This is a genomic window from Flavobacterium sp. LM4 (assembly GCF_002017935.1).
Taxonomy (GTDB): domain Bacteria; phylum Bacteroidota; class Bacteroidia; order Flavobacteriales; family Flavobacteriaceae; genus Flavobacterium; species Flavobacterium chungangense.
Window position 1 is genome coordinate 305,197 of record NZ_MUFW01000003.1, and the last position, 15,847, is coordinate 321,043.

The 15,847-nt window shown below is 33.6% G+C and carries 16 protein-coding genes and 1 pseudogene; 13 read left to right on the forward strand and 4 right to left on the reverse strand.

Annotation, left to right across the window (positions count from 1 at the left end; translation table 11 throughout):
- Positions 1-85: 85 nt before the first annotated feature.
- Both BXU10_RS18655 and BXU10_RS18660 read left to right on the forward strand, forming a co-directional pair.
- Entirely contained in the window at positions 86-547 is a 462-nt protein-coding gene (locus BXU10_RS18655; protein WP_078229055.1) for a Panacea domain-containing protein, read from the forward strand.
- Between the two features lies 1 nt (position 548).
- Positions 549-908, forward strand: coding sequence for a hypothetical protein (locus tag BXU10_RS18660; protein ID WP_031455056.1), 360 nt, complete (start codon positions 549-551; stop codon positions 906-908).
- Between the two features lie 101 nt (positions 909-1,009).
- Here BXU10_RS18660 and BXU10_RS18665 read toward each other — a convergent pair whose 3' ends face one another.
- Positions 1,010-1,540, reverse strand: coding sequence for a CvpA family protein (locus BXU10_RS18665; protein ID WP_078229056.1), 531 nt, complete (start codon positions 1,538-1,540; stop codon positions 1,010-1,012).
- Positions 1,541-1,704: 164 nt separating this feature from the next.
- Here BXU10_RS18665 and BXU10_RS18670 point away from each other — a divergent pair, with 164 nt between their 5' ends.
- The 4 genes from BXU10_RS18670 to BXU10_RS18685 all read left to right on the forward strand — a co-directional run bounded on the left by BXU10_RS18670 (position 1,705) and on the right by BXU10_RS18685 (position 4,261).
- Positions 1,705-2,061, forward strand: a complete 357-nt coding sequence (locus tag BXU10_RS18670; protein ID WP_031455058.1) for a hypothetical protein — start codon at positions 1,705-1,707, stop codon at positions 2,059-2,061.
- Positions 2,062-2,083: 22 nt separating this feature from the next.
- The gene (locus BXU10_RS18675) at positions 2,084-2,635 is read left to right on the forward strand and encodes a hypothetical protein (RefSeq protein WP_369803420.1); all 552 of its coding nucleotides are present in this window, start codon (positions 2,084-2,086) and stop codon (positions 2,633-2,635) included.
- A gap of 123 nt (positions 2,636-2,758) precedes the next feature.
- Complete coding sequence (locus BXU10_RS18680; RefSeq protein WP_078229259.1) at positions 2,759-3,778, forward strand: phenylalanine--tRNA ligase subunit alpha; 1,020 nt, start codon at positions 2,759-2,761, stop codon at positions 3,776-3,778.
- A gap of 75 nt (positions 3,779-3,853) precedes the next feature.
- Entirely contained in the window at positions 3,854-4,261 is a 408-nt protein-coding gene (locus BXU10_RS18685) for a hypothetical protein (RefSeq protein WP_078229058.1), read from the forward strand.
- 14 nt (positions 4,262-4,275) lie between these two features.
- Here the strand turns inward: BXU10_RS18685 and BXU10_RS18690 are convergent, their stop codons facing one another.
- The 3 genes from BXU10_RS18690 to BXU10_RS18700 are packed head-to-tail and all read right to left on the reverse strand — an operon-like array spanning position 4,276 to position 6,416.
- Positions 4,276-4,836: a hypothetical protein gene (locus BXU10_RS18690; protein ID WP_078229059.1), complete on the reverse strand. Its 561-nt coding sequence runs from the start codon at positions 4,834-4,836 to the stop codon at positions 4,276-4,278.
- Between the two features lie 43 nt (positions 4,837-4,879).
- Positions 4,880-5,449: a 5-formyltetrahydrofolate cyclo-ligase gene (locus BXU10_RS18695; RefSeq protein WP_078229260.1), complete on the reverse strand. Its 570-nt coding sequence runs from the start codon at positions 5,447-5,449 to the stop codon at positions 4,880-4,882.
- Positions 5,436-6,416, reverse strand: coding sequence for a succinylglutamate desuccinylase/aspartoacylase family protein (locus BXU10_RS18700; RefSeq protein WP_078229060.1), 981 nt, complete (start codon positions 6,414-6,416; stop codon positions 5,436-5,438). The genes BXU10_RS18695 and BXU10_RS18700 overlap by 14 nt, the downstream gene beginning before the upstream one ends.
- Positions 6,417-6,550: 134 nt before the next feature.
- Here BXU10_RS18700 and uvrC point away from each other — a divergent pair, with 134 nt between their 5' ends.
- The 7 genes and pseudogenes from uvrC to BXU10_RS18735 all read left to right on the forward strand — a co-directional run bounded on the left by uvrC (position 6,551) and on the right by BXU10_RS18735 (position 15,839).
- A complete protein-coding gene (gene uvrC / locus BXU10_RS18705; RefSeq protein ID WP_078229061.1) occupies positions 6,551-8,344 on the forward strand; it encodes an excinuclease ABC subunit UvrC in 1,794 nt (597 codons plus the stop codon).
- A gap of 85 nt (positions 8,345-8,429) precedes the next feature.
- Positions 8,430-10,709: a patatin-like phospholipase family protein gene (locus BXU10_RS18710; RefSeq protein ID WP_078229261.1), complete on the forward strand. Its 2,280-nt coding sequence runs from the start codon at positions 8,430-8,432 to the stop codon at positions 10,707-10,709.
- A 215-nt stretch (positions 10,710-10,924) separates the two neighbouring features.
- Positions 10,925-12,085, forward strand: a complete 1,161-nt coding sequence (locus BXU10_RS18715; RefSeq protein WP_078229062.1) for a homogentisate 1,2-dioxygenase — start codon at positions 10,925-10,927, stop codon at positions 12,083-12,085.
- 139 nt (positions 12,086-12,224) lie between these two features.
- Positions 12,225-12,521: pseudogene (locus BXU10_RS18720) on the forward strand (four helix bundle protein).
- A gap of 151 nt (positions 12,522-12,672) precedes the next feature.
- Complete coding sequence (hppD, locus tag BXU10_RS18725; protein ID WP_078229063.1) at positions 12,673-13,833, forward strand: 4-hydroxyphenylpyruvate dioxygenase; 1,161 nt, start codon at positions 12,673-12,675, stop codon at positions 13,831-13,833.
- A gap of 294 nt (positions 13,834-14,127) precedes the next feature.
- Entirely contained in the window at positions 14,128-14,898 is a 771-nt protein-coding gene (locus tag BXU10_RS18730) for a DUF3108 domain-containing protein (protein ID WP_031455070.1), read from the forward strand.
- Positions 14,898-15,839 (forward strand): tryptophan 2,3-dioxygenase family protein, encoded by a 942-nt coding sequence (locus tag BXU10_RS18735; RefSeq protein ID WP_078229064.1) that lies wholly within the window; start codon positions 14,898-14,900, stop codon positions 15,837-15,839. The genes BXU10_RS18730 and BXU10_RS18735 overlap by 1 nt, the downstream gene beginning before the upstream one ends.
- Positions 15,840-15,847 lie beyond the last annotated feature (8 nt).

Below are 15,847 nucleotides of genomic sequence, written 5' to 3' on the forward strand. Positions count from 1 at the left end.
ACTATTCTGATTAGCAAAACAATACAACCCATAATTGTAAAGCAATCTAATTTTAGCTAACTTTGATAAATAATATTCTATAATTATGTCTTATAACCCAACAACAGTCGCTAATTATTTCATAGATAAATATTCCAAAACAGGGAATCTTACTCCTATGAAAATAATCAAGCTTACTTATATTGCCTATGGCTGGTATTTGGCCCTGACAGATAAAAAAGAAAGGCTAATTGATGAAAACCCGATTGCCTGGGATTTTGGGCCGGTTTTCCCTTCATTGTATTATAGTATCAAACAGTATAAGAAAGAAAAAATTACTGAAAAAATTCCGAATGCTACTAAAAACGAAAAAATCAGAAGTGAAGATGAAAAGTTTTTAGATAAAATCTGGGACGTTTATGGAAGATTTGATGGAATATATTTGAGTGCTCTGACCCATATTGAAGGGACACCATGGCAAAAAGTATATCGTAAGGATTCTAATGCGGTTATTTCTGATGATGATATTTTTGAGCATTACAATAATTTAAAACCAATTTCTACTTAAGATGTCTTTACTCAATTTAAGCAATATTTCTATTGAAAATACTGCTGCAGTCAGACCTGTTGATATTGATAATGCCCGCATTCAAAACCAAATTCTGGAAGATAGACTGGGAAATGCAAAAGTGGGAAGGTTTTTAGAAGATACAATGCTAAGAAGATATCTTACTTATATTTTTTCGTTCATTATTTTTCTGTGGCTTGCAGCTGTTATCTCCATTTTGTATTTTAACCACAATCTGTTGGAACTGAATCTTTCAGAAAATGTACTGATAACTTTACTGACTACTTCATCAGTGAATGTCATTGGAATGATGTTGATTATTCTGAAAAATTTATTTCCTCAGGCGCCTAATCAGGGTTAATAAAAGTAAGGATTAATGATGTGTCAGGCTGAGCGGAGTCGAAGCCCATTAATATTTAAAAAGCCTTGACTCCGTTCAGGATGATAATGGTATTTATAGCACTATTCTTTTTCTGCAGACTTTTCAGCATTCGCTTTTTTCAATTTTTCATATCCTTTTTCAATCGAAGGATATACAAAAGCCGCTATTTTTTTAATCGGATTATAAAAAATATAATGGTCTAAAGTTTGTTTTTTGGCAAAAGTCTGGTTGAAGTTTATTTTTTCAAACAGTGAAATAAAAATACTTACGATCAAAACGGTTTTCAAAACTCTGAAAAAGCCTCCACCCAATTTGTTAATCCATCCCAAATAAGCAAAATCAGCTATTCCGGTTAAAATTTTGGCTAAGAAATAAACGCCTATTACCACTAAAATAAAAGTCAGGATAAAAGCTGTAACCTGAACCGTGTTCGGATTCCATGAAACATATTTTACAATAATGTTTTTTAGAAAAGAAGAGAATTTAATGGCTATATAAATTCCTAACAGTAAAGAAATAAAAGAAGCAACTTCTACAAAAAGACCATTTTTGATGCCCTTGTATAAACTGAAGGCCAAAAGTGCCCCTAAAAGCATATCGAAAAAACTCATAATTAACGTTATTTTAATGAGACGCAAATATAAAAGAATTTATCAGGGATGTGTTCTCAAATTTCAACTCCGTATCTTTGCAGCAATAATTTTAGAGTTTAAAACAGAATCAGATTTGAAACAATCTGAAATATGCAGTCTAAAATCACAAATCACAAATCATAATGTCCAGAGATACACAACTAAAAGAGCGCTGGGAAAAGCTCGTTAATATATTATCCAATCAGTTTTCGCAGGGAGAAGACTTAGATTTGGACGCCATAATTTACCTTATTGGAGTTCAGGAGCTGGGAAAAGTACACCGCGAATTCAAAAAAGATGAAAAACTGAACCTGATGCACATCGCCATTTGTCGATTATTAGAACCTTATGGGTTTTATGAATTCGAATATTTTGATGACGAAGGCTGGCCACATTACAAAGTAAAAGAAGAACTGCCGCCATTAAAAGCAGGTGAACAATCCGTTTTGATGAAAGAAGCGATTGTAAATTATTTTTTGGAAAGAGAATTGATTGAGTAAAAATTGATTTCAAATTGCAATTTTGGATCAAATAAAAGACCTGAGAATGTGTAGATATGGAATAACCCAGTATAAGCCTCATTATGTCTGCTTTAACTGTCGGAAAACATTCAAAAGAAGATTCAGAAAGGATGTAAAAAATGGAGAAAGCTTTGTTTTTGAAGCCAAATGCCCGGACTGTAGAGGATTAATGGCAGATATGGGACTTGATTTTGAATCACCAAAAAAGGACGATTTAAAAAAATGGAAACATTTGGAAAGTCTTTATTCAGTAGGAATTACATTTCATTCCTGTGGATGCAGTGGACCGGGATATATTCCAAATTCAAAAGAAAAACTAATAGAGTATTTTGAAGAGTTAAAACAAACTTATTTTAAAAATATCGATTTTTGGCGTACAAGAGTAGAACCATCAACTAAAAGTGAAAAAGATCGGGACTCGACTAAAAACTGGATTGAATTAAGTAAAGTTTCGTCTAATTATAACAAAGAGTCAGTTAAAAATCAAGAGGGAATAGATTACTGGATAAAACGAATTAAGGAAATAGAAGGGAAAATTAGTGTGATAAAATAGTGAGAAAAGAGCAATTTTGCATTAAGATTGAAGATATTCTTAAGCTTTAGAAATACTTCTGACTTCTCACACCTAATATCTGACTTTTTTCCTTAAATTTGTACCCTCAATTGTAGAATGGAAATGATAGACAAGATAAAAGAACATATCGAGGAAGCTAAAGCCTTTAATGATAAAAATAAAGAATCTTTAGAGAAGTTCCGTGTTAAATATTTAGGAAGTAAAGGTTTGGTACGAGAGCTTTTTAATGAGTTCAGAAATATTCCGAATGACCAGAAAAAAGATTTTGGTCAAGTGATGAATACCTTAAAATCGGTTGCTGAAGAAAGAGTAAAAGCGATTCAGGAAGAACTGGAAAGCAAAGAAGAGGTAAAAGGTTTTTTTGGCGATCTAACCCGTTCGCCTGAGCCTGTAATCATTGGTTCACGTCATCCTATTTCGATTGTTAAAAATCAAATTATAGATATTTTTGCCAACATTGGTTTCAACGTTTCTGAAGGTCCGGAAATCGAAGACGACTGGCATAATTTTACTGCACTGAACTTACCTGAATACCATCCGGCACGTGATATGCAGGATACTTTTTTCATTCAGACCAATCCTGATGTGCTGTTGCGTACGCATACATCATCTGTTCAGGTGCGTTACATGGAAAATCATAAACCGCCCATTCGTACCATTTCTCCGGGACGTGTGTTTCGTAACGAAGCGATTTCGTCACGTTCGCATTGTATTTTCCATCAGGTAGAAGGTTTGTACATTGACAAAGATGTTTCTTTTGCCGATTTAAAGCAGACTTTGCTTTATTTTACAAAAGAAATGTTCGGTAAATCTAAGATTCGTTTGCGTCCGTCATACTTTCCATTTACAGAACCAAGTGCCGAAATTGATATTTACTGGGGCTTAAAAACCGAAACGGATTACCGTATCACAAAAGGAACCGGCTGGCTGGAAATTGGTGGCTGTGGAATGGTAGATCCAAACGTTCTTAAAAATTGCGATATCAATCCTGACGAATTCAATGGTTTTGCTTTCGGAATGGGAGTAGAGCGTATTGCGATGCTGCTGTACCAAATTGGAGATATCCGTATGTTTTACGAAAATGATGTTCGTTTCTTAGAGCAATTCAAAGCAAATATATAATTAAGTCGAAAGTCAAAAGTCGAAAGTCTCAAAGTTTGGGACTTTCGACTTTTGACTTTATAACTTTTGACTAATATGAAAAAAGATATTACAATCCCCGAAGTAGAAAACGTATTCTTAGCCGCCGTTCAGGAATGGAGCGACGATTTTATGGAAAAAGTTTGGTACGCTTATCTGGTAAACGACAGCGACTTTAATTTAGACAGCGTGATGGTGGTTTCAAAAGCTTTTGGAACAATTGAAGGAGAAATGAAAAAAACGTCTATTTTACGTCATGCCTTTGTTGAGGTTCCTGCGGTTTCTGTAGTTAAAATCGAAATGGTTGAAAAAAGTCTTTTGGTTTTGAACAATGAATTTATGGTGACTTTCTTTATTGGGAACACTTTATACGATAAGAAATTCATTTTCAAATCGAACTTAATCAACGAAAACAATACCGAAGAAGTGCCGATTTTGTTTGTTGAAGGAATTATGGTGAAATAGATTAAAAACTGCTGTTAGCGGTAACGGTTGTTTTTTTCGTATTCTTTTTCTAGTTCATTCTGTTTGAACCAGAGTGGTATTCCAATAAGAGAGACAAATATTGAAGCCAAAAAAAGGAATATTCTTGTTCCAAAATTATCTAGTTCATTTATTTCGAATTTATACCGAATGTTATTATTGATTATTTCAAATGTCTTATCATTAGCTTTTTTTTCAATAATTGCATTTTTTACTATCTTATTTTTGTTTTTACTATTTATTAGATTTAAACGATATACTGAACCATCAATCAATTGAATAGCAAAATAAGTATTAAAACGAGTTTGTTTCATCGGAAGTATAATCGTATCAAAAATTATTTGTGGTTTAATTTTTGCCTTAATAAATTTTTCATTTTCTATATTATCTGATTTATAAGGGTCAGAATTTTTGGCAATGATTTGTCCAATTGTTACAACTATAATGATAGCAAAAATATAGTAGAATAATTTTTTTACACTTAACCTGTTGTCATCTTTGTTTTTTAAAAACTTATAAAAATCAGTTGAATATTTGCTTGGTTCTGTGTTATACATTTTTTTCTATAAATAACCGTTATTTGCTGGTTTCTCTCGGATTTCAAAACCTATAAATCTTTTCAGGCGTCACACAATAATCCAGTTTTATATCCGATTCAAATACATCATCAATCTGGCTTACAGCTTCAAAAAAGGAAAGGCCGATTTTGATGGTTTCAGGGTTACATTCGGCTAAAAATTTATCATAAAATCCCTTTCCGTAGCCAATACGGTTTCCAAAAATATCGAAAGCCAAAAGCGGTACAAAAACTACTTCAATAGTTTGAGAAGGAACAGACAAACCATTTACAGGTTCCGGAATATTGTATTGATTTTTTTTGATTTTGGTATTATCAGTAAGTAAAAAGTGCGACATGATTCGGGTGTCAAAATCACTTTTTGAAATTACTATTTCTTTATCTTTTCCGGAGAGCAGATGCAAAATATACTCAGTATTGACTTCTTTCTGTTCTTCAATAGGAAGAAAAACATGGTAATACGTTTTGTACCAAATTGGTAAGGAGATTAATTGATTGCTTATTTCAAGGCTTTTTTCTTCAATATTTTCCTCAGTAAGTTCTTTTCGGAGGTTTTTATAATGTAATCGCAGTTCTTTTTTAGTCGTCGGCATTTTCATCTACATTTTTAGAGATATGGTAAATCGCATCACCTTCATAAACAATTGGTGAATGATTGGCGTTAATAACAAAACCGTCATGAGGTGCTTTTACTTTTTGTTCGAATTTACCAAACGGATCAGTAATAATGGCTAAAATAGTTCCTTTAGTAACAAATTTACTGATCATATTATAATCGTGTAATAATCCGGACTGTTTTGCCCGTAACCAAACAGAATTTTTAATATAGATAGATGGGAAATCGGCTTTTTCAACTATGTTTTTTGGGTCGAGCATATTGAGATAATGAAGCAAACGTTTGACTCCTTTAATACCTTCATTAGCAATTGGATCATTGATGTCCAATGATTTTCCGCCTTCAAAAAGTAGCATTTTGACATTGGCTTTTTCAGAAGTATTTCTAAAAGAACCATTAATGTTTTTAGAATACAATGTAAACGGAGCATCAAAAACATCCGCCAAAAGCTTCAATTCGGGATTGTTTTCTGTAATTCTAATCTGAGGTGCGTTGAATCGACTTGCCCCTCCTGCATGAAAATCTACAGCATAATCAATAAGCGGCAACACCTGATTGGTGATATGAAAAGCAAACCGGCTGGCAAGAGAGCCTTTTTTGCTTCCGGGAAAAACACGGTTTAAATCTCGACCATCAGGGAATTCCCGTGATTTATTTACAAATCCGTAAATATTTATAATCGGAATACAGATAATAGTTCCCCGCGTTGGGCGATTGATTTTTTTACTGATGATTTGGCGGACAATTTCGACCCCATTTATTTCATCGCCATGAATTCCGGCAGAAAATAAAACTACGGGTCCGTCGATTTTAGAACGCCGAACTATAATCGGAATATTAAGTTTGGTTGTAGTATGTAATCTGGCGATTTCTACATTTATCGTTTTGTTTTCTCCGGGCAAAATCGATTCGCCAAAAAGAACCATTGGGGCATTGTTTTTCATGTCGAATTATAAAATCTAAATATAGAAATTATTCTTTTGATTTCGTAAATTTGAAAAGATTTCATTGTTAAGCTTTCCGATGTGAATCTGAATGATTTTTGACAACACTTTTTACATCTTCAGAAATAAATATAATGCAAATACCGTCTTTAGAACTTCAAATTCAAACCCTTCCGGACAACCCTGGAGTGTATCAATATTATGATAAAGAGGGAAAGATATTGTATGTTGGAAAAGCAAAAAACTTAAAGAAAAGGGTTTCTTCTTATTTTAATAAAATTCACGACACGAAGAAAACAAATGTACTGGTCAGGAAAATTGTAACTATCAAACATATCGTTGTTCCTACCGAAACAGATGCACTTTTATTAGAAAATAACCTGATCAAAACGTTACAGCCCCGTTATAATGTACTGCTTCGTGATGATAAAAGCTACCCTTGGATTTGTATTAAAAGAGAACCTTTTTCCAGAATATTTTTAACCCGAAGAATGATAAAAGATGGATCTGAATATTTTGGTCCGTACACGAATTTCAAAATGGTCTACACCATTCTGGATTTAATCAAAGAACTTTATCCGTTAAGGACTTGTAATTACGATTTGAGCGAATCAAATATCAATTCCGGTAAATTTAAAGTATGTCTGGAATATCATATTGGAAATTGCAAAGGGCCTTGTGAAGGAATAGAATCATTAGAAGATTATCAGAGACAAGTTGATGCAATCAGAGAAATTTTAAAAGGAAATTTCAAGGAAAGCATGAAGGATTTTAAGCGTTTAATGAACCAATATGCGCAGGATTTGCGTTTTGAGGAAGCACAGAAAATTAAGGAAAAAATAGAAATTCTGGAAAACTATCAATCGAGATCAACTATTGTAAATCCGAAAATTACCAACATCGATGTTTTTTCAATTGTATCTGACGAAAGTGCGGCTTATGTGAACTTTTTACAAATTTCTCATGGGTCGATTATTCGTTCGCATACTATGGAAATCAAGAAAAAACTGGACGAAACTGATGAAGAATTACTGGAACTGGCGATAATCGAACTTAGGGAGCGTTTTCAGTTATTATCAAAAGAAGTAATTGTTCCGTTTGATGTAGATTTAGGCGAAAATATAAAAGTTACCGTTCCGCAATTAGGCGACAAAAAACAAATTCTCGATTTGTCAGTCCGAAATGCCAAGTTTTATCGAATTGAACAATTGAAGCAATTGCAAATTGTTGATCCGGACAGACACGTTAACCGTATCATGGCGCAAATGCAAAAAGATCTGCGTTTGCAGGCTGAACCCAGACATATAGAATGTTTTGATAACTCAAATATTCAAGGAACCAATCCCGTTGCAGCCTGCGTTGTTTTTAAAGATGGAAAGCCAAGTAAGAAAGATTATCGACATTTTAATGTAAAAACCGTCGTAGGACCTGATGATTTTGCTTCAATGACCGAGATTGTATATCGCCGCTACAAAAGATTGTTAGACGAAAACGAACCGCTTCCACAACTGATTATCATAGACGGTGGAAAAGGACAGTTATCAGCTGCACTTAAAAGTATAGACGAACTTGGATTGCGCGGTAAAATTGCTATTATCGGAATTGCGAAACGACTAGAAGAACTGTTTTATCCCGGTGATTCGATTCCGTTATATTTAGATAAAAAATCCGAAACATTAAAAGTAATCCAGCAATTACGAAACGAAGCACACCGGTTCGGAATCACTTTTCATCGTGACAAGCGTAGCAAAGCGGCTCTTAATTCGTCAGTAGAGAGTATTCCGGGCATTGGCGAAAAAACGATGCTTACGTTAATTCAACATTTCAAAAGTGTTAAAAGATTAAAGTTGGCTACTGAAAAAGAAATATCTGATGTTGTGGGTGTATCAAAAGCCAAAAAAATTGTCGACTTTTACAAAATCAATTAGTTCCTTTTTTATGCGCCTAATCCAGCTGTACATTTCAAATACTCGGTCAAAAATCTTTTTTTCCAATGCAAAAAAAGGAGCTTTTATGGTCGCTCTTTTTTTACAGGAAAAAATAGCTTTTCGACTCTCGCAGTTTTCCATTCCCATCTGGGGCGTACAGACAGCTCTTTTTATACTTTTATTTTTCAGTCAGGAAAATTCTTTTTCACAGGAAAAAAAATCAGATAGTATAAAAAGACCAAAAATCGGTTTGGTTTTAAGTGGCGGTGGAGCAAAAGGATTTGCGCACATTGGAGTCCTAAAAGTTTTAGAAGAGGCAGGAATCAAAGTTGATTATATTGGCGGAACCAGCATGGGGGCCATCATCGGGGGGCTTTATGCTACAGGATATAATGCAGCACAAATTGACTCCATTTTCAAAAAAACTAATTTTGACGAATTAATTAATGACTATATCCCAAGATCTTCCAAAAATTTCTATGGTAAACGAAATGACGAATTGTATGCGATTGTATTGCCTTTTAGTAATTTAAGAGTTGGAATTCCGGAAGCACTTTCAAAAGGCATGTATAATTATAACTTGTTGAGCAGCCTCACCAGAAATGTGCGGCATGTTCGTGATTTTAATCAATTGCCAATTCCCTTTTTATGTATTGGAACTGATATAGAAACAGGTCAGGAAGTATTGCTGAATAAAGGTAATCTGGCTCAGGCTATGGTTGCAAGTGCCGCTTTTCCGTCATTATTTTCACCCGTTGAAGTAGATGGGAAATTGCTGGTTGACGGAGGTGTTGTCAATAATTACCCGATTCAGGAAGTTCGTGATTTAGGAGCAGATATCATAATCGGAGTCGATGTGCAGGATGATTTACTGAACCGTAAAGGCCTTAAAAATGCTACCCGTATTCTGGTTCAGATTACAAATCTCCAGTCGATTGAAAAAATGAAAGGAAAAAGGGCTGATACTGATATTTATATTAAACCGGATATTCGTGATTTCGGGGTTATTTCATTTGATCGTGGCGGGGAAATAATCAGAAGAGGAGAAGATGCCACATTTGAGGTTTATGAAAAAATTAAAACTTTGGCAGACGAACAACATTTTTATAAAAAACCCAAATTAAAAATAGCTTCGGATACTCTTGAAATAAAAAAAATAAACAATACAAAGCTAACGGATTATACGAAAGAATATATAACAAGTAAGCTCCGTTTTAAACCATCCAGTACGATAACGTATGAAGATCTTCGTGTAGGAATAAATAATATAGATGCAACACACAATTTTAGCGCAATTTCCTATTCGCTTGAGCCAAACGGAAATAAAGATGATTTAAATCTTGTCCTGAAAGAAAATCCTACGCATACCTATCTAAAGCTGGGACTGCACTATGACGGACTTTACAAAAGTGCTGTTTTAGTAAATCTGACTCATAGGAAGACATTTTTAAAAAATGATAATACTTCACTAGACATTATTCTGGGCGATAATTTTAGGTACGATTTTAATTATTATGTCGAAAATGGTTTTAATATCAGTTTTGGCTTTAACTCCCGACTTAATCAGTTTAATCGAAATGTAACAGAGAGTATCAGCAATCAAACTGTAGGAAATTTAAGTAACAATCTAATTAATGTAGATTTTATAGATATCTCTAATCAGGCTTATTTTCAAACTATTTTTGTGCAAAAATTCCTTATGGGTGGGGGATTGGAATATAAGTTTCTAAAAATAAAATCGCCTACATTAGATACCAATTCAACAATTGATGAAAGTAATTATTTTAGTGTTTTTGGATATTTAAAATACGACTCTTTTGATAACAAAAGCTTTCCCAGATCAGGCTGGTATTTCTCGGGTGATGTTCAAACTTATTTAGCTTCATCCAATTATACACATCAGTTTAATCCTTTTTCTACTGCAAAAGCCGAAATCGGAATTGCAAGAACCATTTTTAACAGAGCTACAATAAAATTCCAGTCAGATGCAGGCTTTACATTTGGGGATGACAGCGTTCCGTTTTTTGATTATATATTGGGAGGATATGGTTACAGCAAGGTAAATAACTTTAATTATTTTTATGGATATGATTTCCTGAGTATTTCCGGTAATAGCTATATAAAAGCAGGGATAACTTTTGATTATGAAATATTCAGAAAGAATCATCTTAATTTTTCTGCCAATTATGCCAATCTGGGTGACAATCTTTTTAGTACAGTAGACTGGATTGATATGCCTAAATATTCCGGTTATGCAGTGGGTTACGGTTTAGAAACCATTATTGGGCCTATAGAAATAAAGTATTCATGGTCACCGGAAAACCCAAAAGGCTATACTTGGTTTAATATTGGATTTTCGTTTTAATTTGTGATTTAAATCAATAAAAATTACGATATTTGTTGTAATGAAAACAAAATGGACAGGTTTATTAGAGTATCTTCAATTCCTTATCAAGAGAAATCCTGAGTAAAACGGCCGAATTGAGATAATTTGGATCATTCAAAAAATGATCAGATTATCTGTTCACACAATTCTAATTTTCGAATTATCTAATTTATAAATTATCTAATTGAAAAGCCATGCCATTATATCATAAACTCGGAGACTTTCCGCAAAAACGACACACCCAATTTGAAAAACCAAACGGAGGTTTTTACTACGAACAATTGTTTGGAACCGAAGGTTTTCACGGACATTCGTCATTGTCATATCACGTACACAGACCAACACAGGTTAAAGAAATTTTAAATTCCTATTCGGTTGAACCAAAAATTGCAATCGGAAAAAATATAAAATCTTTGCTTTTTAAAGGTTTCGAATTAAAGTCTGAAAACGACTTTTTAGATAGTCGAAAAGCAATGTTAGTCAACAAAGACTGTATTATTGGATTAGCTGCACCCAAACAATCACTTCGAAATTATTTCTACAAAAATGCAGATGCTGATGAAATGCTTTTCATTCATAAAGGAAAAGGTAAATTAAGAACCATGTTAGGGAATATTCCGTTTGTGTATGGCGATTATTTAATTATTCCCCGAGGCATTATTTATCAGATCGACTTCGAAACAGAAGAAAACCGATTATTTTACGTAGAATCCTATTCTCCTTTTTATACTCCAAAACGTTATAAAAATCAATCCGGCCAGCATTTAGAACATTCGCCATTTTGCGAGCGCGATTTTATTTTGCCAAACGAATTGGAAACACACGACGAAAAAGGTGATTTTTTAATTAAAATCAAAAAAGAAGGCATGATTCACGAGGTAGTTTATGCTACGCATCCTTTTGATGTTGTGGGCTGGGACGGATATAATTTTCCATACGGATTTTCGATCCATAATTTTGAACCTATAACCGGACGTGTCCATCAACCGCCACCGGTACATCAGACTTTTGAAACAGCAGCTTTTGTTGTTTGTTCTTTCTGCCCAAGACTTTACGATTATCACCCAAAAGCCATTCCGGCGCCATACAATCACAGCAATATAGATTCAGACGAAGTACTTTATTATGTAGACGGAGATTTTATGAGCCGTAATAATATCGAGCAGGGTCATATTACTTTACACCCAAAAGGAATTCCACACGGACCTGCACCTGGAGCAATGGAACGCAGTATTGGTCATAAAGAAACTCAGGAATTGGCCGTTATGGTTGATACTTTCAGACCGCTTATGGTTACTCAAGAAGCTATGGGATTGGATGATGGGCTGTACTACAAATCCTGGACTGAGTCTTAATTAGTAAATGTGGCAATTAGAAAATTAGATAATGTTCTTAAAAACGTATAAATGAAATATTTTAAATAATTATTGTAATTTTAAACTTACAAAATAAATTATCTCATTGACACATTTACAAATTATCTAATCAACAAAAATGACCTTTAACGAAAAATACAAAGACAACGTTCTTTTAATTAAAACTTTGAATTTCGCGTTAGACATAATTAATTATACGACTGAACTTCAAGAACAAAAAAAGTTTGTTATTGCTAATCAATTATTAAAAAGCGGAACATCAATTGGAGCCAATTCAAAAGAATCACAAAATGCCTAAAGTAAAGCAGATTTTATCCATAAATTAAAAATTGCAATCAAAGAAGCAGACGAAACAGAATATTGGTTGTTTTATGTGATGCTCATAAAGAGTATCCAAATTGTAAAGAAATTATAAATCAGTTATCAGAAATATTAAAAATTTTAAATAAAATAATAGCAACATCAAAATTTAAAAATTAGATAATTAGTCAATGTGTCAATTAGAAAATTATCACATTCGCTCATTTCAAAATTATCTAATTATCTAATTGACAAATTATCTAATTATGAGTAAAGAAATAAAATCAGTAGAATACGGATTAGAGAAAATATTTGAAGGAGCACAAGATTTCCTTCCATTATTAGGGACAGATTATGTCGAATTTTATGTAGGAAATGCAAAACAATCTGCGCATTATTACAAAACAGCTTTTGGATATCAGTCATTGGCTTACGCCGGATTAGAAACCGGAGTAAAAGACAGAGCATCTTATGTTTTAAAGCAGGACAAAATCAGAATTGTTTTGACAACACCTCTTACGGTAGATTCTCCAATAAACGAACATTTGAAAAAACACGGAGATGGCGTAAAGGTGGCGGCGCTTTGGGTTGAAGATGCTACAAAATCGTATGAGGAAACCATGAAAAGAGGCGCCCGCTCTTTTATGGAGCCAACGGTTGAGGAAGATGAATTTGGTCAGGTGGTTCGCTCCGGAATTTATACTTATGGCGAAACGGTTCATATTTTCGTTGAGAGAAAAAATTATAATGGCGTTTTCTTGCCAGGTTATAAAGAATGGAAATCCGATTATAATCCAGAACCAACAGGTTTGAAATATATTGATCACATGGTTGGAAATGTAGGCTGGAACGAAATGAATACCTGGGTGAAATTCTACGAAGACGTTATGGGATTCGTGAATTTCCTGTCTTTTGATGATAAACAAATCACCACAGAATATTCAGCATTGATGAGTAAAGTAATGTCTAACGGAAATGGAAGAATAAAATTCCCAATTAACGAACCTGCTGAAGGAAAGAAAAAATCTCAAATCGAAGAATATTTAGATTTTTATGGAGGACCAGGTATCCAGCATATTGCCATTGCAACAGACGATATAATTAAAACAGTATCCCAACTAAGAGCCAGAGGTGTTGAGTTTTTATCTGCGCCACCCCATACTTATTATCAGGCAATTCCGGAAAGATTAGGTGTGCACATGGAGATGATGAAAGAAGATTTAAACCAAATCGAAGAGTTAGCCATCATGGTCGATGCTGACGAAGATGGGTATTTGTTACAGATATTTACTAAGCCAGTGCAGGACAGACCGACACTTTTTTTCGAAATTATACAAAGAATGGGAGCAAAAGGCTTTGGTGCAGGTAACTTTAAAGCCCTTTTTGAATCTATTGAAAGAGAGCAGGAATTAAGAGGAACTTTGTGAAAACGCATTTTTTTTACATTATGTAAAAAAACACGCTATAAATTGATGATTTATATGCAAATGTTTTGTTAAACTCACTTTTTGCTATTTATTATTTAAACTTTGTGTCTATCTTTGCACTCGCAAATCGAGAAGGGGTGGTTTCCTTCCGAATTGATATAAATTTTCATAATTTATAGTTTTTTGGTTAGTTAATAGCATAAAAACTCAGTCATTCGTTGACTGAGTTTTTTTGTTTTGGTATATTTGGAATAAAATTTGCGTTTGTGGCAGTAAACGATCAAATATCTTACTATGAAAAAACTAGTTCTATTCATATTAATTCTCACCACACTAAGTTTTGATACCTTTAAAGAAGATTCCTTTGATGTGGGAGAATATTTCAGATTCAGGATTCATTACGGAATTGTAAATGCAGGCTATGCTACTCTTGAGGTTAAAGATGCTGTTGTAAATAACAAAAAAGTCTTTCATGCCGTGGGAAAAGGATATACAACCGGAATGTCAAAATTTTTCTTTAAAGTGGAAGATTTATACGAAAGCTATTTTGACAAAGAAACAAATCAGCCTTATCGATATGTTCGAAAAATTAATGAAGGAGGTTATACTAAAAATCAGGAAGGCTTTTTTAACCAGTCCCAAAATCGGGTTTTAGTAAAAGATTATAAGCGTAAAACCGAAAAAACAATTGTGGTTACAGAGGAGGTACAGGATATTATTTCGTCTTTTTATTATTTAAGAAATCACCCTAATATCGATAAATTAAAATCGGGCGAATCTATTACAATCGATATGTTTTTTGATGATGAGATCACAAAATTTAAGTTAAAATATATAGGTCGTCAGGATATTACAACTAAATTTGGCACCGTTGCAACAATGGTTTTTAAGCCTTTGGTACAGACAGGCCGCGTTTTTAAAGAAAAAGAAAGCGTAACGCTTTGGATAACAGATGATAATAATAAAGTTCCTGTTAGGATAAAAGCGGATCTTGCAGTAGGCTCACTTAAGGCTGATATTGACGAATATAAAGGATTAAAATATCCATTTAAAGTAAAAAAATAATGAATACCACAGATAATTCTGAATCAATCCTAAAAGAAATTGATCTTAAATTTCAAGCTATAAATCAAAAAACAGATGTTCAGCTTGAAGGCTTGCTTTGGTCAAAACCAATCACTTACTGGGATTATATTCAGACTGATGCTCTTTTAAATCTTCAAATACAAAGAACAACCCTGCCTGACGAAATGGTTTTTATTATGTACCATCAGGTCAATGAATTGATTTTTAAAATGATCCTTTGGGAAATTGATCAGATTGCAGATACAGAAAATATACAGGTTGATTTTTTTAGAGAAAGACTTTCCAGAATTACCCGCTATTTTGATATGTTGACGAATTCATTCAGTATTATGGAAAACGGGATGGAGGTAGATCAGTATATGAAATTTAGAAACACTTTGACTCCGGCAAGTGGTTTCCAGAGTGCTCAGTACAGAATGATCGAATTTGCTTCAACAGATGTTATCAATTTAACTGATAGAAGATATAAAGCTAATTTTGATGAAAACACCGATTTAGAAACTTCTTTCGAACATTTGTATTGGCAGGCCGCAGGCAAAGATTATCATACTGGTGAAAAATCATATTTGCTGCAGGAATTTGAGAAGAAATATAAAGGACAATTTCTGCGTCAGATAGCAGACTTCAAAACTAAAAATATCTGGAAAAAATTTACTCAGTTGCCGGTTGAAGATCAGCAAAATTCTGAATTGATCAAAGCAATGCGTCATTACGACCATACTGTAAATATTACCTGGGTAATGCAGCATTTAAATACAGCCATTAAATATATTCTGGAAAGCGGAAAAGGAAACGGAGAAGCAACAGGTGGAAGCGACTGGCAAAAATATATGCATCCAAAATACCAAAGACGCATCTTTTTTCCTAAATTGTGGAGCGAAGAAGAATTGTCTAATTGGGGAAATGAGCCAGGAGCTTAGTTTCTGAA

Coding starts and splice junctions, on each gene's coding strand:
- BXU10_RS18655 (WP_078229055.1), top strand. CDS start 86: ATGTCTTATAACCCAACAACAGTCGCTAATTATTTCATAGATAAATAT.
- BXU10_RS18660 (WP_031455056.1), top strand. CDS start 549: ATGTCTTTACTCAATTTAAGCAATATTTCTATTGAAAATACTGCTGCA.
- BXU10_RS18665 (WP_078229056.1), bottom strand. CDS start 1,540: ATGAGTTTTTTCGATATGCTTTTAGGGGCACTTTTGGCCTTCAGTTTA.
- BXU10_RS18670 (WP_031455058.1), top strand. CDS start 1,705: ATGTCCAGAGATACACAACTAAAAGAGCGCTGGGAAAAGCTCGTTAAT.
- BXU10_RS18680 (WP_078229259.1), top strand. CDS start 2,759: ATGATAGACAAGATAAAAGAACATATCGAGGAAGCTAAAGCCTTTAAT.
- BXU10_RS18685 (WP_078229058.1), top strand. CDS start 3,854: ATGAAAAAAGATATTACAATCCCCGAAGTAGAAAACGTATTCTTAGCC.
- BXU10_RS18690 (WP_078229059.1), bottom strand. CDS start 4,836: ATGTATAACACAGAACCAAGCAAATATTCAACTGATTTTTATAAGTTT.
- BXU10_RS18695 (WP_078229260.1), bottom strand. CDS start 5,449: ATGCCGACGACTAAAAAAGAACTGCGATTACATTATAAAAACCTCCGA.
- BXU10_RS18700 (WP_078229060.1), bottom strand. CDS start 6,416: ATGAAAAACAATGCCCCAATGGTTCTTTTTGGCGAATCGATTTTGCCC.
- uvrC (WP_078229061.1), top strand. CDS start 6,551: ATGCAAATACCGTCTTTAGAACTTCAAATTCAAACCCTTCCGGACAAC.
- BXU10_RS18710 (WP_078229261.1), top strand. CDS start 8,430: ATGGTCGCTCTTTTTTTACAGGAAAAAATAGCTTTTCGACTCTCGCAG.
- BXU10_RS18715 (WP_078229062.1), top strand. CDS start 10,925: ATGCCATTATATCATAAACTCGGAGACTTTCCGCAAAAACGACACACC.
- hppD (WP_078229063.1), top strand. CDS start 12,673: ATGAGTAAAGAAATAAAATCAGTAGAATACGGATTAGAGAAAATATTT.
- BXU10_RS18730 (WP_031455070.1), top strand. CDS start 14,128: ATGAAAAAACTAGTTCTATTCATATTAATTCTCACCACACTAAGTTTT.
- BXU10_RS18735 (WP_078229064.1), top strand. CDS start 14,898: ATGAATACCACAGATAATTCTGAATCAATCCTAAAAGAAATTGATCTT.